At 68.6% G+C, this 18,535-nt stretch carries 14 protein-coding genes; 10 read left to right on the top strand and 4 right to left on the bottom strand.

The annotated features are described in order from the left end of the window. The first annotated feature begins 74 nt into the window (after nucleotides 1–74). Entirely contained in the window at nucleotides 75–632 is a 558-nt protein-coding gene (locus tag POL67_RS49205) for a protease complex subunit PrcB family protein (protein WP_271929211.1), read from the top strand. Between the two features lie 100 nt (nucleotides 633–732). On the opposite strand, the gene POL67_RS49200 is transcribed toward POL67_RS49205, so the two are convergent. The 3 genes from POL67_RS49200 to POL67_RS49190 all read right to left on the bottom strand — a co-directional run bounded on the left by POL67_RS49200 (nucleotide 733) and on the right by POL67_RS49190 (nucleotide 4,560). Next, entirely contained in the window at nucleotides 733–2,949 is a 2,217-nt protein-coding gene (locus POL67_RS49200) for a MopE-related protein (RefSeq protein WP_271929209.1), read from the bottom strand. Nucleotides 2,950–3,078: 129 nt separating this feature from the next. Beyond that, nucleotides 3,079–4,044 carry a hypothetical protein gene (locus POL67_RS49195; RefSeq protein ID WP_271929207.1) on the bottom strand — a complete coding sequence of 322 codons (966 nt, stop codon included), beginning with the start codon at nucleotides 4,042–4,044 and terminating at the stop codon, nucleotides 3,079–3,081. Nucleotides 4,045–4,104: 60 nt separating this feature from the next. Then, nucleotides 4,105–4,560, bottom strand: coding sequence for a hypothetical protein (locus POL67_RS49190; protein ID WP_136927088.1), 456 nt, complete (start codon nucleotides 4,558–4,560; stop codon nucleotides 4,105–4,107). 192 nt (nucleotides 4,561–4,752) lie between these two features. On the opposite strand from POL67_RS49190, the gene POL67_RS49185 reads away from it, so the two are divergent. From POL67_RS49185 to POL67_RS49175, 3 genes are read left to right on the top strand one after another with little or no spacing between them, the layout of a single operon-like run. Next, the gene (locus tag POL67_RS49185; RefSeq protein WP_271929205.1) at nucleotides 4,753–5,880 is read left to right on the top strand and encodes a MaoC family dehydratase; all 1,128 of its coding nucleotides are present in this window, start codon (nucleotides 4,753–4,755) and stop codon (nucleotides 5,878–5,880) included. Between the two features lie 31 nt (nucleotides 5,881–5,911). Then, nucleotides 5,912–6,325: a methylmalonyl-CoA epimerase gene (mce, locus tag POL67_RS49180; protein ID WP_271929202.1), complete on the top strand. Its 414-nt coding sequence runs from the start codon at nucleotides 5,912–5,914 to the stop codon at nucleotides 6,323–6,325. Nucleotides 6,326–6,335: 10 nt separating this feature from the next. Further along, nucleotides 6,336–6,650, top strand: coding sequence for a cupin domain-containing protein (locus POL67_RS49175; RefSeq protein WP_271929200.1), 315 nt, complete (start codon nucleotides 6,336–6,338; stop codon nucleotides 6,648–6,650). 76 nt (nucleotides 6,651–6,726) lie between these two features. Here the strand turns inward: POL67_RS49175 and POL67_RS49170 are convergent, their stop codons facing one another. Beyond that, nucleotides 6,727–7,152, bottom strand: coding sequence for a hypothetical protein (locus tag POL67_RS49170; RefSeq protein WP_271929198.1), 426 nt, complete (start codon nucleotides 7,150–7,152; stop codon nucleotides 6,727–6,729). Nucleotides 7,153–7,259: 107 nt separating this feature from the next. Here POL67_RS49170 and POL67_RS49165 point away from each other — a divergent pair, with 107 nt between their 5' ends. The 6 genes from POL67_RS49165 (at nucleotide 7,260) to POL67_RS49140 (ending at nucleotide 18,514) form a co-directional block, all read left to right on the top strand. After that, complete coding sequence (locus tag POL67_RS49165; RefSeq protein ID WP_271929195.1) at nucleotides 7,260–8,228, top strand: quinone oxidoreductase family protein; 969 nt, start codon at nucleotides 7,260–7,262, stop codon at nucleotides 8,226–8,228. Between the two features lie 46 nt (nucleotides 8,229–8,274). Next, nucleotides 8,275–9,954 (top strand): urocanate hydratase, encoded by a 1,680-nt coding sequence (gene hutU, locus POL67_RS49160; protein ID WP_271929193.1) that lies wholly within the window; start codon nucleotides 8,275–8,277, stop codon nucleotides 9,952–9,954. 7 nt (nucleotides 9,955–9,961) lie between these two features. Continuing rightward, on the top strand, nucleotides 9,962–10,387 hold the full coding sequence (locus POL67_RS49155) for a SpoIIAA family protein (protein WP_271929190.1): 426 nt from the start codon (nucleotides 9,962–9,964) through the stop codon (nucleotides 10,385–10,387). A gap of 13 nt (nucleotides 10,388–10,400) precedes the next feature. Further along, complete coding sequence (locus POL67_RS49150; protein WP_271929188.1) at nucleotides 10,401–12,611, top strand: prolyl oligopeptidase family serine peptidase; 2,211 nt, start codon at nucleotides 10,401–10,403, stop codon at nucleotides 12,609–12,611. Nucleotides 12,612–12,722: 111 nt separating this feature from the next. Further along, nucleotides 12,723–17,516 carry an AMP-binding protein gene (locus tag POL67_RS49145; RefSeq protein ID WP_271929187.1) on the top strand — a complete coding sequence of 1,598 codons (4,794 nt, stop codon included), beginning with the start codon at nucleotides 12,723–12,725 and terminating at the stop codon, nucleotides 17,514–17,516. Then, nucleotides 17,513–18,514 (top strand): NAD-dependent epimerase/dehydratase family protein, encoded by a 1,002-nt coding sequence (locus POL67_RS49140; RefSeq protein ID WP_271929185.1) that lies wholly within the window; start codon nucleotides 17,513–17,515, stop codon nucleotides 18,512–18,514. Before POL67_RS49145 ends, POL67_RS49140 begins: the two co-directional genes overlap by 4 nt. The last annotated feature ends 21 nt before the right edge of the window (nucleotides 18,515–18,535 follow it).

Here is an 18,535-nt window from a genome sequence, read left to right as displayed (position 1 = left end):
GAGCTGGAAAAGCGGAATGCGTGGTCCAGCCTGGTCGGCCCGGCTCTTGCCGGGCACCTCGCCCCGGGGGATTCATGAAGACGTTTTTCCGGAAGAACGTGCTCGGCTGGGCTCTCGTGGCGGTCGTTTCGTGCACGGCCCTCAGTGACGCCTCGGCCAGGGAAGGAAGCAGACGTCCGCCGCGGGCGCCGAACCCGGGCGAGATCGCCGTGCCTTTCACGGAGCTGGAAGTACGCGCCTCCGGCCGGCCGCGCGGCGAGCTGCGGACCCTCTTGACGTCGCCGCGGATGTACCAGACTTTCGTCGGCAGCCCGCCGCCGGAAGACCTCAATTTCCAGCGTGAATGGGTGATCCTGTACGCGCCCGGCACGATGCCGACCGGCGGCTACGAGGCCGACATTTCGTACATCGGGCAATCCACGGACGGGCGTACGCTCACGATCGAGACCCGGCTCTTCGAACCGGGCCCCCATTGCTTCGTGACGCAGGCGCTCACGAATCCGTACGTGCTCGCACGGTTCCCGCGGCCGGAGACCACGCGGCGCGTGGTCTTCAGCCACGTCACGGAGGTGCGCGACTGCACCTCGGAGCCGATGCTCTCGCGCCCCGACGACGAGGCGTCGCGCGAGTGAACGCGTGAGCGGATGAGCGGATGAGCGAGGTGCGCACGCCCGCGGCCCTCTGCGAGCCGCGGGCGTGCGTCGAATGGTGTGTCCTTCCGTTACATTCTGATCACTGCGCCAGCTTGATGACGACCGCGTCCTCGAGGCCTGCGTTCGTCGTGAAGTTGCCGTCGCCGAAGAGGACGTTGTTGCTCCGGTAGCTGCCCCCGAGCCACACGCTGGCCGAGCTGTCCGCCGCGATGGTCTCGCCCGACTCGGTCAGGCCGCCGCCAAACTTCTTGGTCCAGGCCGCGGTGCCGGCGGGGTTGTACTTCGCGACGAAGATGTCGTGCTCGCCGTTCGACGCGATGTCGCCCTTGCCGAAATTCGTGGTGGCCCAGAATTGGCCCGTGACGAGCACGTTGTTGAACGCGTCGACTGCGATGTCCTTGCCGCGCTGCGTGCTGATGCCGCCCATGGTCTTGCTCCACATGTGGAAGCCCGAGGGGCTGTACTTCGCGATGAACACGTCCTCCGCGCCGCCGCTCGTGACCGTGCCGTTGCCGATGTCCATCGAGCCGTTGTATTCGCCGGTCACGAGCACGTTGCCCGCGCTGTCGATGGTGACCGCGTTTGCGCGCTGGAGCTCTGCGTCGCCCGCGCCGAGCACGAAGACGGGGTTGCCCATGGTGTCGAGCTTCGCGACGAAGATGTCATAACCGCCGGCGCTCGTGAGCGTCTTGCCGCCGCCGAAATCGAGGCTGTTCTGGAACGCGCCGGCGAGCGCGATATCGCCTGCGGGCGAGACCGCGAGGTCATACGCGTATTGCGTCCCCGGCCCGGTGTACGCCTTCGCCCAGAGCGCCGTGCCAGTCTTGTCCATCTTCGTGACGAACAATTCGAGCCCACCCCCCGCGCTCGGGGAGATGACGTGCGCGTCAATCGTGAGGTTGGCCGAGAACGTGCCGGAGACGTAGACGTTGTCCGCCGCGTCCACCGCGACGCTCGCCTCCTCTTGCGTGTACGCGTTCGCGATGGCCTTGCTCCAGACCTGGTTTCCCGTGGCGGCGGCGAGCTTCGCCACGAAGATGTCCCGCGAGCCCATGTTGCTCGTGAGCGGCCCGTCGCCGAAATCGATGGAGCCGAGGAACTCACCCGCGATGAGCACGTCGCCCGCGCTGTCGATGGCAACGCTGGTCACGTCCTGCCCGGCCGCAGTGCCGTACTTCTTCGCCCATACGACGGTGCCCGTCGAATTGTACTTGATGACGAAGAGGTTGTCGTTGCCCGTGCTGTTCAGCGTGCCGATCGGCGCGGGGAGGGTGATCGCCCCCGAGAACCTGCCGACGACGACGCCATTGCCTTGCGTGTCGGTCGCCGAGGCCAGCACGATCTGAGCCTGGTTGTTGCCGAAGGTCCGCACCCAGCTCGTGTCGCCGGTGCACGCAGGCGCCTGGCCATTGCAATCGTCGTCGCCGGTGGTCGCGCAGTTCTCCGGCGTCGGCACGACCTCGCCCGTGCACGGCCCGTACCCGGAGCCGTTCGGCGCGCACGTCTCGATGCCCATCTTGCACAGGCCCACGCCCGCCGTGCCATTCGGCCCCGTGTAGCAGGCCTTCGTCGAGTTCGGCGCGCACGCGCAGTTCGCGCCGTCGTCCACGAACATGTCGCAATCGTCGTCGACGGCATTGCACGTCTCGGCCTGCGGCAGGACCTGGCCTGCGCACGCGCCGTACGAGAGGCCGTCGGGCGCGCACGTCGCGGTGCCGCCCTTGCAAATGCCGACGTTCTGCGTGCCGTTCGGGCCCGTGTAGCAGGGCATCGTGTTGCCCGGCGTGCACAGGCAGCCCGGGCCGTCGCCGACCACGCCATTGCAGTCCTCGTCGGTCAAGCCGCACGTCTGGGCCCCAGGGACGACCTCGCCCACGCACGGGCCGTAGCTGAGGCCGTCGGGGTTGCAGGTCTTCACGCCCGCCATGCAGGCGCCGACGCCCATCGTGCCGTCGGGGCCCGTGTAGCAGGCCTGCGTGCTGCCCGGCGTGCAGCAGCCCTCGTCGACCTCGCCGTCGCAGTTGTTGTCCTTGTTGTCGCCGCAGACCTCGGGCTCGGGGACACACACCATTCCGCCGCCGCCGCCCATGCCGCCGCCGCCCATGCCACCCACGCCGCCATCACCGCCCACGCCGCCGGTGCCGCCGCCGCCCTGTCCACCGGTGCCGCTCGAGCTGCTCGACCCCGTGCCCGAGGGGGGCGGAAGCGGATCGTCGCCGCAGCCCGCGAGTCCCGCGCCGAGGACCAGCGCGAGGGACGAAAGTGTGAACGAAGCAAGATGACGCCGATGCAACATGGAACGAACCTCCGGAATGAAACGGGCTGCAAGCCAAATGCAGCGCATCATCCACGAAATCGGGGCCCGCGCACAATAGGTCAGGCAAGAAATGCGCGCCGCGGAAGATTTGTAAGTATGTGTTCTTTGTTACTGCGCCGTCTTCGGGAAGATCAGCACGAACGAGCCCTTTGCGGGCCGAAAGACCGTGGTCTTCGTGGGATGGGCGTCCCGCTTGAAATGCGGCACCCAGGGCAGCGCCTTCCAGGCGTCGTTGTCCTGAATGAACTCGGGCACCACGAGGTCGAGCTCGACGTATCGGTCCGCGGTCGCGGCCGCGAGATCCGGCCCGAACGTCCACTTCTCGCGCCCGGGACGCGCGGTGAGGTCGTTGTGAATGGCGCCGCCGTACGTGAGGACCATCTTGCCCGCGCCGGCGTTCGCGTTGCGGGAGGCGAGGGCCTTGGCTTTTTCATCCATGAGCCGCGCGATCATCTCCAGCATCACGATGACCGAATCCGGCCCGGCCTTCACGATCGCGTCGTAATCGGCGCAGCTCGCCCGCAGGATATGGGGCTTCACGCCGAGCGCGTACGCCGCGTCGCCGAGCGTGACGAACTCGTTCTGGTTCGTCTTGGCCTGGCCCTGCGTGACGGGCTTCTGCTGCTCCGCGACCTGCGCCTCTTTTTCCTTCCCGCATTTCCCTTCGGACACCCAGATCTCGAGCACGATGTCGCTCGCCTTGCCGGCGAGCAGGGGCAAAAACGTGTCGGTGAAGCGCTTCGTGGCCGTGGGGATGCCCTCCTTGCCCTTCTGCGCGTGCGACTCGCCGATGCCGAGGATGAGCGGGTTTTCCGCGAGGATCGCGGCAAACGCGGCCTCGGGCGTATCGTAGAGCAGGCACCCCATCTCGCCACAAGGCTCGGGCGGAGCCGCAGCAGCGGGCGCCGTGCTCGCGGAAGGGGCCGGGGCGGCGCTCGCGATCGGGGCGGGCGCGGCGCTCGAGGTCGCCGCGGCGGTGGCCGTCGCGGGCGGCGGAGGCGAGGCGCTGTCAGGCGTGCGGCACGCGGCGAGGGAGACGAGGCAAAGGAGCGGGAGGAGGCGAGCGCTCAACATGGCAGCAGGAGTGACGCGAGGACACGGAAGTTCCTCTCCCCTGTCAAGCGCTTCCGCGGTTCAGCGGAGGCCGGCGATTCGTTCGAGCTGCATCTGGTACGATTTCGAGAGCTTCGACTCGTCGACCCGCGGCCGGAGCGCCTTCAGCGCCGATCGCGTCGGCACATCGACGTCGGCGCCGAGCCGCGCTGCTTCGAGGTGCAGCTCGAGCGCGCGCTTATAGCCCGTCTGCGCCTTCCACACGTCGCCGCGTAAATCGTCGAGCTCGGCCCGATGCTGGGTGAGCATTGCGCACGCCGAGACCTTCTCGCGGCTGCCAAGCATCATCGCCGCGCTCGAAGCGTCGTGCCGCGAGAGCGTGTCCCACATCGGGCCAAACAGATGGAGCGCCGTCGTGTGGACGAGCTCCACCGCCTCGTCGAGCCGTCCCGTCCGCTTCAGGCCGACGACACGACCGAAGACGTCCGCGAGCTGCTGGACCATACGGACCTTCAGGTCCTTGTGCGTGCTCGACATGCGCTTTTCCCCGCACCCCCTGGCGGAATGTGCACCCTACCAGGCAGCACTTCCTCCGTCGAAATTTCAGTGTCCTCCGACTGCATGCGCACCCGACAGCCCGTATGTGTAAAAAGTCACCCGAAGCGGCATGCGCCTTGGGTCCGACACGAGGAAACGCCCATCCCTTCGCCCCCCGTCCCAACTCGTGCCATGCTCGCCCCGTCCGTCCACGGCGCCCCGATTTCCCGAATGCTCCACACGATCCGCTACGGTAGGCTCTTCGACGATTTCGTTCCCGGGTCGATCTACGCCCATCCGTGGGAAGTGACGGTCGACGAGGGCATGCTCGCCTTCTTCGCAGCCTCCTTCCAGGACGCGATCCCGACCTACGCGAGCCGGCGCGCCGCGCGGGAGCTTGGCCTCCGCGACAGGCCCGTCCACCCGCTCTTGCTCCTGAACCTCGGCCTGTCCTTCAGCGTGCACGACGTGAGCGAGCAGGCGATCGCTCACGTCGCGTACATGGACGTGCGCTTCCCGAACGCCTGTTACCCGGGCGATACCGTGGTCGCTGCGTCGCGGGTCATCGGCACGCGGCCCGTCTCGACCGGCGACAAGGGCGTGGTCCACGTGCGCACCGAGGTCTCGAACCAGGACGGCGAGGTCGTCTGTTCGTTTGAACGCAAAGTGCTCGTGCGCGTGGGCAAGGTGGCCGGGCGTGCCGCGATCGCCCCGCAAAGCCCGGTGGACGAGCGCGCTGCCCTGTCTCCCAAGTCCTGCGCGCCCGCCGCGCTCCTCGGGGATCTGCAGGCGCCGCGCCGCGCGGTGTTTCCCACGTTTTGGGACGATTTCGAGGTCGGCGACGTGTACGCGCACGAGGGCGGACGCACCGTGAGCGAGGCCGAGCACATGCAGCTCACGACGCTCTTTCGGAACTCGCATCCGATGCACGTGGACGAGCGGTATTGCCAGAAAAGCTCGTTCGCCAAGACGCGCGTCGTCTTCGGCGGCCTCGTGCTCGCCTGGGTGCTCTCGCTGTCGAGCCGCGACACCGCGGGCAATGCCGTGTGGGACCTCGGCCTCGACGACGGCGCGCATCCGAGCGGCGTGCTCGCCGGCGATACGCTCTACGCCGCGTCGTCGGTCGTCGCGAAGGAAGAACGCGGCAGGGACGCGGGGGTCGTGGTCCTGCGCGTGATCGGGCTCAAGAACACGCCGGCGCGGATCCTGCTCGAGCGCGGCGCGGATCTGTTTTCGCCCGAGCTCGGCAAGACGGCCGGCCGCGTGCCCGAGAAGGCCGTCGAGATCACCCGCACGCTCCTCGTGCGGCGTCGCACGTGAATTGCATTCGTTCACCGGCCCGGAGAGCATCATGATCAAGATCAAGCGCATCGATCACGTCGCCATCGCCGTCGACAACATCGATCACGCGCTCGTGAAGTGGCAGCAGGCGCTCGGCCTCGAGCCCAGCGAGCGGGAGCTCGTCTCCTCGCAAAAGACCGAAGTCGTGCTGCTGCCCGTGGGCGAAAGCAACGTCGAGCTCATCGAGCCGAAGGGCAACGAGGGGCTGCAAAAGTTCCTCGAAAAAAGAGGGCCCGGCCTGCACCACATCGCCGTGGAGGTCGAGGGCCTGGAGGCCGCGCTCGCGCTCTTGAAATCGCTCCACGTCCCGCTGATCGACGAGACCCCGCGCATCGGCGCGCGTGGGCACAAGGTGGCGTTCGTGCACCCGCGCGCGACGGGCGGCGTGCTCGTCGAGCTGGTCGAGCCCGAGGCGTCGCATTGACGAGCAAGCCATGACGATCACCCCGATCCGGCTCGGCGACGCCCTCCGCGGCGAGGGCGATCGCGAGGTCCGCACCGTCCTCGCCGACGATCGCCGCAAGCTCGTGCTCATCGCGCTGCGCGAGGGCGCGGTGCTCGCCGCGCACCACGCGATCCACCCGATCACCATCCATTGCCTCGAAGGCCAGGGCGAGCTCCGTGTGGGCGAGGAGGTGTTCCCGATGTCGCCGGGCGTCGTCGTGCCGCTCGACGCCCACGTCGTGCACGAGGTGGAAGGAAAACCCGCGCTCGTGCTGCTCGTGACGATGTTCCGCGACAAGAAGTGAGGTCGCCGCGTTCGTCGGGGCCGCTCGAATTGCCCGGACGAACCGACGTTTGTCTCTCCTTACGATTGCCGTTCGGCTACTTGCGCCTCTCGGCGGCGGCGACGGCGGCGACCACCTCGGAAAAATCCCACTTGTCGGTCGCCGCGTCCGCGCTGCTCGGCGGCGGCGGGAACGCGCTCTTCCGCGCGACGGCGGCGAGGAGCTGCCCGAGCGTCACCTCGGCCTCACGCGGGCTGCCCGCGACCCCGAGCTTCGCGCCCACGTCCTTCGCCACCATGTCGAATGCCTCGGGGTCGAAGTCGTAGAGCTCGGCGTCCACGAGGAGCACGAGCGGCCGATACTGCGCGGAGTCGCTGCGCAGATCGAGCAGGTTCGACTCCCGCAGGCCCACGCCGGAGGGCTCGAGCACCACGCCCGCCCGCGTGAGGGTGTCAGGCGGCAGACCCACGGCGAGGACCGTCGGGGCATGGAAGCTCACGGGGGTCGGGCGATCGAAGGCCATGGCTCCCCCGCAATACCAGAATCCGATCGGCTTTGGAATGTGGCCGCTCGTTCTCGGCCACCCATCGAACCCTTGACGCTCGGGGCCACCTCGGCGAATTGCACCGTATGCGCGCCATCGCCGTTTCCACGCCGGGCGGCCGGGAGGTTCTCTCCCTCGCCGAGATCGACTCCCCCACACCAGGCCCAGGTCAAGTACGCGTCCGCGTCGAGGCCGCGGGCGTGAACTACATTGACGTCTATCAGCGCACCGGTCTCTACAAGATGCCCCTTCCTGGGCGGCTCGGCCTCGAAGGCGCCGGTGTGGTCGAGCTCGTGGGCCCCGAGGTCACGTCGCTCGCGCCCGGCCAGCGCGTCGCCTGGGCGAGCGTGCCCGGCTCGTATGCGAGCCACGTGATCGCGCCGGTGGACAAGCTCGTCGTCGTGCCCGACGGCGTCGACACGAAGACGGCCGCGGCCGTGATGCTGCAAGGCATGACCGCGCAATACCTCGTGACCTCGACGTACGCGCTCGGCCCGGGCGATACGTGCATCGTGCACGCGGCCGCGGGCGGCGTGGGCCTGCTCTTGTGCCAGCTCGCCGATCACGCGGGCGCATTCGTGTTCGGCACGGTCTCGACCACGGAGAAGGCCGCCCTCGCGCGCGCCGCGGGCGCCGACGAGGTGATCCTTTACCGCGATGTCGATTTCGCCGCTGAAGCCCGGCGGCACACGGGTGGCGCGGGCGTCGACGTCGTGTACGACTCCGTCGGGAAAGATACCTTCGATCGCAGCCTCGGGGCGCTCAAGCGGCGTGGCATGCTCGTGCTCTACGGGCAATCGAGCGGCGTGGTCCCGCCCTTCGATCCGACGCGCCTTTCCATGGCGGGCTCGGTGTTCCTGACGCGGCCGAGCCTCAACGACTACACGGCCACGCGCGAGGAGCTCGCTTCCCGCGCCGCGCAGCTCTTCGCGCGGATCGCCGAGGGCGCGCTTTCCGTCCGCATCCACGCCGAGCTTCCGCTCGCGGACGCCGCCGAGGCCCACCGCTGCCTCGAAGGCCGCGAGACGACGGGCAAGCTCCTCTTGATCCCGTAGCGCCGAGCGGTCCCCCATTCTCCGGCTGTCGTGGTAAAGCGGGGACATGTCGACCCGCCAATCAGGTCCCCGTCCGGTCCGCGCGCCCCGCGGTTCCACCCTTTCTTGCAAGGGCTGGGTGCAGGAGGCCGCGCTGCGCATGCTGCACAACAACCTCGACGCCGAGGTCGCCGAGCGGCCGGACGATCTCGTCGTGTATGGCGGCACGGGCAAGGCGGCGCGCTCGTGGGAGGCGTTCGACGTCCTCGCGCGCGAGCTCCGGGACCTCGCGGACGACGAGACGCTCCTCGTGCAGTCGGGCAAGGCCGTGGGTCGTTTTCGCACGCACCCGGACGCGCCGCGCGTGCTCATCGCGAACTCGAACCTCGTCGGTCGCTGGGCGAACTGGGACGAGTTCCGCAAGCTCGAACAGCTCGGCCTGACGATGTACGGCCAGATGACGGCGGGCTCGTGGATCTACATCGGCACGCAGGGCATCTTGCAGGGCACATACGAGACGTTTGTCGCGGCGCGCAAGGCGCACGAGGCGCGCTCGGGCCGTGAGGGCGGGCGCTGGGTGCTCACGGCGGGGCTCGGCGGCATGGGCGGCGCGCAGCCGCTCGCCGCGACGATGGCCGGCATGTCCTGCCTCGCGGTCGAGATCGATCCGCACCGCATCGAGCGCCGCCTGGAGACGCGGTACGTCGATCAACGCATCGACGACCTCGGCAAGGCGCTCGCCGCGATCGAGGCGGCCGTCGAGAAGAACCAGCCCACGTCGATCGCGATCTGCGCGAACGCGGCCGACATCTTCCCCGAGCTCGTGCGGCGCGGCGTGGTGCCGGACCTCGTCACCGAGCAGACGGCCGCGCACGATCCGCTGATCGGCTACATCCCCGACGGCCTCTCGCTCGCGGAGGCGGCCGCGCTCCGGGCCTCGAACCCGAAGGAGTACGTGACGCGGGCGAAGCGCTCCATGCGGGTCGAAGTCGAGGCCATGCTGGAGATGGCGCAATGCGGGTCGGAGGTCTTCGACTACGGCAACAACATCCGCACGTGTGCGCAAGAAGCCGGCTGCGAGCGCGCCTTCGACATCCCGGGCTTCGTGCCCGCGTACATCCGCGAGCTCTTTTGCCAGGGCAAGGGCCCGTTCCGCTGGGTCGCGCTCTCGGGGGATCCGGAGGACATCCTGGTCACGGACCGCGCGGTGCTCGAAGCCGTGCCGAACGATCCCGACCTCGCGCGGTGGATCAAGCTCGCCCAGGAGCGCGTGAAGTTCCAGGGTTTGCCCGCGCGCATCTGCTGGCTCGGGTATGGCGATCGCGCCAAGGTCGGCCTCGCGTTCAACGAGCTGGTTCGTCAGGGCAAAGTGAAGGCGCCGATCGTGATCGGCCGCGACCACCTCGATTGCGGGTCGGTGGCGAGCCCGTTTCGCGAGACGGAGGGCATGAAGGACGGCTCGGACGCGATTGCGGACTGGGCGATCCTGAACGCGCTGGCGAACACGGCGGGCGGCGCGTCCTGGGTGAGCTTCCACCACGGCGGCGGCGTGGGCATCGGCAATTCGCTGCACGCGGGCATGGTCATCGTCGCGGATGGAACGGACGCGGCGGCGCGGCGGCTCGAACGGGTATTGACGATCGACCCTGGAATGGGCGTGATTCGCCACGCGGACGCGGGGTACGAGACGGCGCTGCACGTCGCCGAGGAAAAGGGCGTCCGGGTGCCGCACCGAACGAAAGGCTGAGGGCGTCGTGAGGGCGGGGGCGCACGACATCGACATAGAAAACCCGGATCTCGTGGTCCTTCGTATCCGCGGGGAGATCTTTCCCGCGGATGCGGAGGCCTTCGGCACGGCCATGAACTCACATGCCCCGAGCGGGACCGGCTTCATTCTCAGCATCGTCGAGGGCGAGATCGCGATGAACGCGACGAGCCGGAAGGCGTTCATCGCGACGATGCGCGGCGTGCCTCGCCTCGTCGACGCCGTGGTCGGCGCGAGCTTCGGCGCCCGCGTGCTCGCGCAGCTCGTCGCGACCGCCGCGCGCGTGCTCGCGCGGAGCGGGTTCGACCTAGGCTTTTTCGACGACGAGCCGAGCGCCCGGGCGTGGCTCCGCACCCAGGGGTGTGTCGCTTGCGGGGCGACATCCGGACCTGACAGATCGTCCGGATCGTCGTAACCTCCGCCCCGACATGACCTTGGTCCGTTCGTTCGCGGCGCTCGCGCCCCTCGCGCTCCTCCTCCTCGCCTGCCCCGGCACCTCGCCGGTCACCGGCCCGAAGGACAAGGCTGGCCCGTCCCCGTCGGCCTCGGCGTCCGCCGAAGCACCGGGACCCGAGCTCGACGCGCCCCCGCCCACGCCCAAAAAGGCCGTGTTCAAGGAATACCACGGGGAGAGCGTCGCCGACGATTACCAGTGGCTCGAAGACGGCACGAGCTCCGACGTCAAGAGCTGGGTCGGCGACCACAACCGGCGGACCCGGGCCTTCCTGGACATCCTCCCCGGCCGTCAGGCGCTCTACACGAGCGTGCGCAAGTTCGTCGAATACGGCACGCCGGCGTTTTACGCGTTCCAGCACAAGGGCGGCGTCCTCTTTTCGATGCGCTGGCGCCCGCCGAAGCAGCAGCCGTTCCTGGTCACGCTCACGCCCGTCGACAAGCCGAACGCCGAGAAGGTCCTCCTCGACCCGAACGCGATCGATCCCTCGGGCAATACCTCGATCGATTATTACGTCGCCTCGCCCGACGGCGGGAAGGTCGCGGTCTCGCTCTCGAAGGGCGACCGCGCAGGCGGCTCGATCCGCGTCTTCGACGTGGGCTCGGGCCGCGAGATCGCCGAGGTCGTCCCGCAAGGCGCCGGCCGTTACAAGGGCAAGAGCATTGCCTGGAATGCGGGCGGCACCGGATTTTTCTACACGCGTTATCCCGCGGAGGGCGAGGGCAAACCCGAGGATCGCGGGTTTTTCCAGAAGGTCTATTTCCACAAGCTCCACACGCCCGTGAAGGACGACGCGCCTGCCATCGACAAGCTGCCGCGCCTCGCGCAGATCGACCTCGAGACGAGCGGCGACGGCAAATTCGTCACGGCGCGCGTCGAGAGCGGCTACAGCGGGCCGAAAGAGCACCACGTCTTCCGCCAGGGCGGGGGTTTTTCCAAGGTCGCGGACGCCGCCGACGAAGTCGAGCGCACGGTCGCGGGGCCCGACGGCGACCTCTACATCATCTCGAAGAAGGACGCGCCGCGCGGCAAGCTCCTGCGCACCTCCGCGTGGAAGCCCCAGCTCGCGAAGGCCACGGTCGTCGTGCCCGAGGGCGAGTCGGTCCTCCTCGACGTGCTCCCCACGCTCCAGCGCATCTACGTGCGCAGCAGCGCGGGCGGGCCCTCCGAGATGCGCTGGTTCGACATCAAGGGCAAGCCCGGCGGCGTCGTCCCGACCTTGCCCGTCTCCGCGGTGCACGAGGTCGTGCTGCTCCAGGAGGACGACCTCTACTTCGAGAACGAGAGTTTTACCGAGGCCTCGGCCTGGTATCGCTTCCGCGCGTCGAGCGGCAAGGTCGAGAAGACCGCGATGGCCCAGCCCGCGACGGCCGATTTCGGCGACGCGACCGTGGTGCGTGAGACGTGCACCTCGAAGGACGGCACGAAGATCCCGCTCAGCATCCTGCGCCGCAAGGACGCGAAGCTCGACGGGCAGAACCCCACGATCCTCACGGGGCAGGGCGGCTTCGGCGTGGTCGTCTCGCCGGACTACGACCCCACGCGGCGCGCGTGGCTCGACGTCGGCGGCATCGTCGCGGTCGCGAACCTGCGCGGCGGCGGCGAGGGCGGCGACGGCTGGCACAAGGCCGGCATGCTCACGCAGAAGCAGACCGTGTTCGACGATTTCTTCGCCTGCGCCGAGCGATTGTTCGAGCTCAAAGTGACGAAGAGCGACAAGCTCGCGCTCCTCGGCGCCCCGCAGTCGCCCCTGCTCATGGGCGCGGCGCTCACGCAGCGGCCCGACATGTTCCGCGCCATCGTCGCGCGCGGCGGCATCTACGACATGCTCCGGCTCGAAGGCACGCCGAACGGCGCGTACGACGTGCCCGAGTACGGCTCGATCGTCGACGAGAAGCAGTTCAAGGCGCTCTACGGCTACTCGCCGTACCACCGCGTCGAGGACGGCAAGCCCTACCCCGCGACGCTCCTGCTCACCGGTGAAAACGACCCGCGCGGCGATCCTTCGCACGCCCGCAAGATGGCCGCGCGCCTGCTCGCGGCGACGAGCGCGAAGGCGCCGATCCTCCTGCGTTCGAGCGGCGACACGGGCCGCGGCGTCGGCACGCCGCTCGACCACGCGGTGCTCGAAGCCGTGGACGTCTACACATTTCTATTTCACGTGCTCGGCATCGAGAAGCCGTGAACGTGGTGCGAATCGAGTGCGAATCGATCTTCGCGCCACGTCGAGCTTGACTTGATCGGCGCGGGACCCGAAATCCTCTCCCTCTCACGGGGGGGAAACGAGGCGAATTCCATGAGCGAGACGGAGACGACTGGGGGTTTGGGGGCGCAGCCCGGCACCGTCGGGCGTAGCCCCCAAGCGGTGAACGGAGCTGCACAGAGCACCCCGCTGCTCCCTTCGCGCGTTCTCTCCGGCAAGCGGCTGGTGGTCGTCGGCGGGACGGGCTTCCTCGGCAAGGTATGGGTCTCGATGCTGCTGCATCGGTTCCCCGAGATCGGCCATCTCTACCTGCTCGTCCGGCCCAAGGCGGGCCAGACCGCCGAGGAGCGGTTCTGGTCGCAGATCGCCACCTCCGCCTCGTTCGACCCGATCCGCGAAGCGCACCCGGGCGCCGAGTTCGAGGCCTGGGTGGCCCAGAAGATCACGGCGATCGCGGGCGACATCGTCCACCACGAGTGCGGGCTCGACAAGGACCTGCTCGCGCGCATCGACGGCACGATCGACGCCGTCGTCAACGTCGCGGGCGTCGTCGACTTCAACCCGCCGCTCGACGAGGCGCTGGAGGTCAACGCGTTCGGCGTGACGAACCTCGTCTCGCTCGCCCGCCGCCTCGGGGCGCCCATCCTTCACACGAGCACGTGTTACGTCGCGGGCTACCGCTCCGGCCTCATCGAGGAGGTCGACCCGCGCGAGGTGCCCTTCCCGCGCGCCGAGGGCGAGACCTGGTTCGGCGCGGGGATCGCCGAGCGCACGCTCGATCGCTCGCACTGGGATCCGCAGCGCGAGATCGACGAGTGCCTCGACCTCATCAAACAGGCGCGCCACCGCTGCGAGGACGCGTTCCGGCAGAGCGCGTTCCTCGACGAGGCCAAGGAGAACCTCCAGGCCCGCGGCGAGCCTTGCCGCGGCACGGCGCTCGACGCCGAGCTCGCCAAGGTGAAGCGCCGCTTCATCGAGAACCAGCTCACCGACGCCGGCACCGAGCGCGCGCATTTCTGGGGCTGGACGAACATCTACACGTACACGAAGAGCATCGGCGAGCAGGTCCTCGCGGCGAGCGGCGTGCCGTACACGATCGTGCGTCCGGCCGTCATCGAGTCCTCGTGCGTCTATCCGTTCCCTGGCTGGAACGAGGGCATCAACACGAGCGCGCCGTTCATCTACATGGCCATGCAGGGCCAGGTGCAGATCCCCGGCGACCACCGGGTCCACCTCGACATCATCCCCTGCGACATGGTCACGAGCGGCATGATCGCCTCGCTCTGCGAGCTGCTCGAAGGCAAGGCGCCGGCCGTGTACCAGTACGGCACGACGGACACGAACGGCTGCCGCATGACGCGGTACTACGAGCTCATGGGCCTCTACAAGCGCAAGCTCGCGTACGAGGGCAAGCGGAGCGCGCTCTTCGACTGGGTCAAGGCGTACTTCGAGCCCGTCGGCCTCACGAAGAAGCAATACGAGCAGCACGGCTCGCACCAGATCGCGAAGGCGATGAATACGCTCGGCGGCGTGCTCGGCAAGCTCGCGGGCGGGCCGGTGCGGCCGCTGCTCAAGCCTGCGTCGGACATGCTCCTCAGCGCGGCGAAGGCCGAGGAGAAGATGGCCGGCGTGATGGACATCTTCCTCCCGTTCGTCGCGGAGGCGGACTGGGTGTTCTCCTGCGCGAACACGCGCGCGGCGATGGCGCGCATGCCCGAGGATGAGCGCGCGAAGTTCTACTGGGAGCCCGAGAAGCTCGATTGGCGCTGGTTCATGTGGGAGATCCACATTCCGGGCCTCGAAAAGTGGGTCTTCCCGCTCATCGACGAGAAGCAGAACAAACAGCTCAAGGCGCTGCGCAAATACGACCAGCTCATCGACCTCATCGAGGAGATGGCCGAGCGGCACGACCACGCCGTCGCGCTGCAGCTCCTCACGGACGAGGGCCTCACGCGCACCACGTTCCGCGAGCTCCGGGACGGCATGCTCGCCACGGCCGCGCGCCTCGCGGCGGTCGGGGTTCGGCCGGGGGATCGTGTGCTCCTCGCGGGCGAGAACCAGCCCGCGTGGCCCGTCGCGTACTTCGGCATCCTGCGCGCCGGCGCGGTCGCGGTGCCCGTGGATCCCGCGCTGGAAGAGCGCCAGCTCGCGAACATCCTCCGTTCGTCAGGGGCGCGCATCGCACTCTGGGATTCGTTCGTCGAGGGCAAGGGCGGCAAGGGCGCGCGCGCCTCGTTCCCCGAGCTCCGCGTCTACGATCTCCCGAGCTTCGCGGACCCCGATGCGCACGAACAGCTCCCCGCGCCCGAGGTCACGATCAAGGGCGAGCACATCGCGAGCATCATCTACACGAGCGGCACGACGGGCGACCCGAAGGGCGTCATGCTCTCGCACGACAACTTCACGGCGCTGATCGCCGCGCTCGCGCCGATCTTCCCGCTCGCCCAGCACGACCGCATCCTGAGCGTGTTGCCGCTGCACCACACGTTCGAGTTCACGTGTGGCTTGCTCCTGCCGATCTCGCGCGGCACGCGCATCATCTACATCGGCGAGCTCAGCGGCGAGCGTGTCTCGAAGGGCCTCAAGGAAGGGCGCATCACCGCGATGGTCGGCGTGCCCGCCCTTTGGCAGATGCTCGAGCGCCGCGTGACCGCGCGCGTGAAGGAGCAGGGGCCCGCGGCCGCGGCAGCCTTCGACTGGGCCCTGGAGCTGAACCGCTTGCTCGGCGAGAAGGCCGGCTTGAACCTCGGCCGCCTCTTCTTCGGCACGGTGCACAAGGCGCTCGGCGGCAACGTACGTTTCCTGATCTCGGGCGGCGCGGCGTTGCCCAAGGACACGGCAAACGTCTTCCGGGGTCTCGGTTTGCCGCTCAGCGAAGGCTACGGTTTGACCGAGGCGGCGCCCGTGCTCACCGTGGCCAAGGCCTCGCCGAGCCTGCGGCCGGGCACGGTCGGCAAGCCGATCCCGAACGTCGAGATCAAGATCGACAAACCCGACGCGGGCGGCGTCGGCGAGGTGCTCGCGCGAGGCCCGAACGTGATGCTCGGCTACGCGGGCAACGAGGAAGCGACGAGCGCCGCGATCGATGAAGCCGGGTGGCTGCACACGGGTGATCTCGGCAAGCTCGACAAGAAGGGCCGCCTCGTCATCGTCGGCCGCAAGAAGGACGTCATCGTCACGGCGAGCGGCGAGAACGTGTATCCGGACGACGTCGAGAACCTCCTCGGCGGCACCCCGCACGTCCGCGAGATCGCGATCGTGGGCATCGACGACGGGCAGGGCGGCGAGCGCGTCGCGTGCCTCGCCGTGCCCGAGCGGGACGAGGGCGAGCCCGCGGAAGGCGAGAAGCGGCCCTCGCGCGCCGAGCGCCACGAGCGCGCGATGAAGGCGCTGCGCGAGGCGTTCCAGAAGTTGCCGAAGGTCGCGCAGCCGTCGGTCGTGCACCTGTGGGATCACGACCTGCCGCGCACCGCGACCCGCAAGGTCAAGCGCAGCGAGGTGAAGAGCGTGCTCGCGAAGCTCGCGAGCGCGTCGGCCATGCCTGCGGGCGAGGGCGCGGGGCAGGCGACGAGCGCGTCGGCGCGCCACGCGATCGCCACGATCGCCAACAAGAAATCGGCCGATCTCACGCCGGGGATGAACCTCCGGGGGGATCTCCGGTTCGACTCGCTCATGGCGATGGAGCTCGCGGCGGCGCTCGAAGCGCAGACGGGCCGGGCGATCGACACCGACCGGCTCTCGCGTTGCGACACCGTGGGCGACGTGGAAGCGCTCGTCGTCGAGATCGGCGGCGAGGCGGCGCACGAGGTCGATCTCGCGGAGGTCGACGACGGCGAGGACGAGCCGATCAAGTTCCCGAAGCCGCTCGCCGACATGGCCAAGCAGCTCCTCGGGAAGGCCCAGATGAACTTCTACGACCGGGTGATGCACCCCAAGGTCTACGGAAGGGCCTACATCCCGCACAACCGGAACACGATCGTCGCCTCGAACCACGCGAGCCACCTCGACATGGGGTTCGTCAAGTACGCCCTCGGCGCGTACGGCGACGAGCTCGTCTCGCTCGCGGCGCAGGACTATTTCTTCGAGTCGGGGAAATGGCGCCGTGCGTATTTCGAGAACTTGACGAACCTCGCACCCTTCGATCGCAAGGGCGGCCTCCGCCAGGCGCTCCGCCAGGCGGGCGACCTGCTCGATCAGGGCAACACGATCCTGATCTTCCCGGAGGGTACGCGGAGCACCGACGGCCAGATTCACGAGTTTGGCGCGGCGATCGGCCACCTCGCGCTTCATCACGAGGTGGACATCCTCCCGCTTTGGCTGGGCGGCACCTACGAGGCGCTGCCCAAGGGCGCGAATTTCCCGAAGAAGCGCGCTCTCGTGGCGCGCATCGGCCCGCCGCTCGAAGCGCGGGAGCTGAAGCGCCTCACGGCCGGGATGAAGACGACCGTGGCGTGTCGCAAGGTCGCGGAGCTGACGCGGCAGGCGGTGGTCCTCCTCAAGGAGGGCAAGGTGCTCGACATCCGGCAGTTCGACCGGATCGAGGAGGCGGCGCCGAAGCAGGAGCACCCGCTCGTGCTCTTGTTCCGCGACCTCGAGACGAAGTTCGTCCCGAACCGCGTGACCGCACCGGTCACGTATTACTTCACGCTCGGCAACGAGAACGAGGCCAAGTGGACGCTGCGCGTCGAGCCGAACAAGTGCGAGGCGAAGATGGGCAAGCCCGAGGGCGCCGCGGCTGATTGCGTGCTCAAGACGTCGCCGGAGATCTTCCTCAAGATCGTGCGTGAGGGCTACACGCCGAGCCCGATGGAGTTCATGTCGGGCGCCGTGAAATCGAACGACATCTCGCTGCTCTTGACCTTCCAGAAGGTATTCGATCTCGTATGAGCCGCTATCTCGTCACGGGTGCTACGGGGTTTCTCGGACGTCACCTCGTCTCGGTGCTGCTCTCGGGCGGTCACCAGGTGGTGGCGCTTTGCCGCAAGGAGTCCGCGGGCTTCGCCGGAAAAGAGGGTTTTTCCGTGGCGCGCGGCGACGTGCTCGACGCCGAGAGCGTCAAGCGCGCAGCCGAGGGCTGCGAAGGGCTCTTCCATTGCGCGGGCCGGGTCTCGCGGCGGCCGGAGGACGCGGAGGCGCTCTTCCGGGTGCACGTCGAGGGCACGAAGATCACGCTCGACGCGGCGCGGGCCGCGGGCGTGCGGCGTGTCGTCCTGGCGAGCACGAGCGGTACGATTGCCGTGAGCCGCGAGGCCAAGGTCATCGACGAGACGGCGCTCGCGCCGCAGGACGTGATCGCGCGCTGGCCGTATTACCGGTCGAAGCTTTATGCCGAGCGCGCGGGGCTCGACCGCAGCGGGCCCGGGTTCGAGGTCGTGTCGGTCAATCCCTCGCTCCTGCTCGGCCCCGGGGACGTGCTCGGCTCGTCGACCGGCGACGTCGTGAAGTTCATGGAGAAGCGCGTGCCGATGATCCCGAGCGGCGGCCTTTCGTTCGTGGACGCGCGGGACGCCGCGGCGATGATGGTGGCGGCGATGGAGAAGGGCCGGGCGGGCGAAAAATACCTGCTTGGCGCGAAAAACCTGACGTTCGAGGTGTTCTTCGGGATGCTCGAGCGCGTGACGGGCGTGAAGGGCCCGAGCGTGAAGGCGCCGAAGAGCCTGCTTTTGGCGCAGGCGGGCGCCGAGATCATGGAGCGGATCGCCAAGCGGATGAACACCGAGAGCCCGCTCGACCGGGTGAGCGCGGAGATGAGCCAGCATTACTGGTACCTCGACGCGAAGAAGGCGACGCGGGAGCTCGGCTTCTCGCCGCGCGACGCGATCGAGACGCTCTCCGACACCGTGAAGGACCTGCGCGAGCGCGGGGTCGTCTGGCCAAAAGACTAGGTCGAGGACGGCCCCTCGGGC

Origin of the sequence: Polyangium mundeleinium (assembly GCF_028369105.1) — a bacterium.
Classification (GTDB): Bacteria; Myxococcota_A; Polyangia; order Polyangiales; family Polyangiaceae; genus Polyangium; species Polyangium mundeleinium.
This window is presented reverse-complemented; position numbering and strand designations above follow the sequence as displayed.

Excerpts from the sequence above, each read along its gene's own strand:
- POL67_RS49185 (WP_271929205.1), top strand. The coding sequence starts at position 4,753 with ATGCTCGCCCCGTCCGTCCACGGCGCCCCGATTTCCCGAATGCTCCAC.
- mce (WP_271929202.1), top strand. The coding sequence starts at position 5,912 with ATGATCAAGATCAAGCGCATCGATCACGTCGCCATCGCCGTCGACAAC.
- hutU (WP_271929193.1), top strand. The coding sequence starts at position 8,275 with ATGTCGACCCGCCAATCAGGTCCCCGTCCGGTCCGCGCGCCCCGCGGT.
- POL67_RS49195 (WP_271929207.1), bottom strand. The coding sequence starts at position 4,044 with ATGTTGAGCGCTCGCCTCCTCCCGCTCCTTTGCCTCGTCTCCCTCGCC.
- POL67_RS49190 (WP_136927088.1), bottom strand. The coding sequence starts at position 4,560 with ATGTCGAGCACGCACAAGGACCTGAAGGTCCGTATGGTCCAGCAGCTC.
- POL67_RS49205 (WP_271929211.1), top strand. The coding sequence starts at position 75 with ATGAAGACGTTTTTCCGGAAGAACGTGCTCGGCTGGGCTCTCGTGGCG.
- POL67_RS49145 (WP_271929187.1), top strand. The coding sequence starts at position 12,723 with ATGAGCGAGACGGAGACGACTGGGGGTTTGGGGGCGCAGCCCGGCACC.
- POL67_RS49140 (WP_271929185.1), top strand. The coding sequence starts at position 17,513 with ATGAGCCGCTATCTCGTCACGGGTGCTACGGGGTTTCTCGGACGTCAC.
- POL67_RS49150 (WP_271929188.1), top strand. The coding sequence starts at position 10,401 with ATGACCTTGGTCCGTTCGTTCGCGGCGCTCGCGCCCCTCGCGCTCCTC.
- POL67_RS49175 (WP_271929200.1), top strand. The coding sequence starts at position 6,336 with ATGACGATCACCCCGATCCGGCTCGGCGACGCCCTCCGCGGCGAGGGC.
- POL67_RS49170 (WP_271929198.1), bottom strand. The coding sequence starts at position 7,152 with ATGGCCTTCGATCGCCCGACCCCCGTGAGCTTCCATGCCCCGACGGTC.
- POL67_RS49200 (WP_271929209.1), bottom strand. The coding sequence starts at position 2,949 with ATGTTGCATCGGCGTCATCTTGCTTCGTTCACACTTTCGTCCCTCGCG.
- POL67_RS49165 (WP_271929195.1), top strand. The coding sequence starts at position 7,260 with ATGCGCGCCATCGCCGTTTCCACGCCGGGCGGCCGGGAGGTTCTCTCC.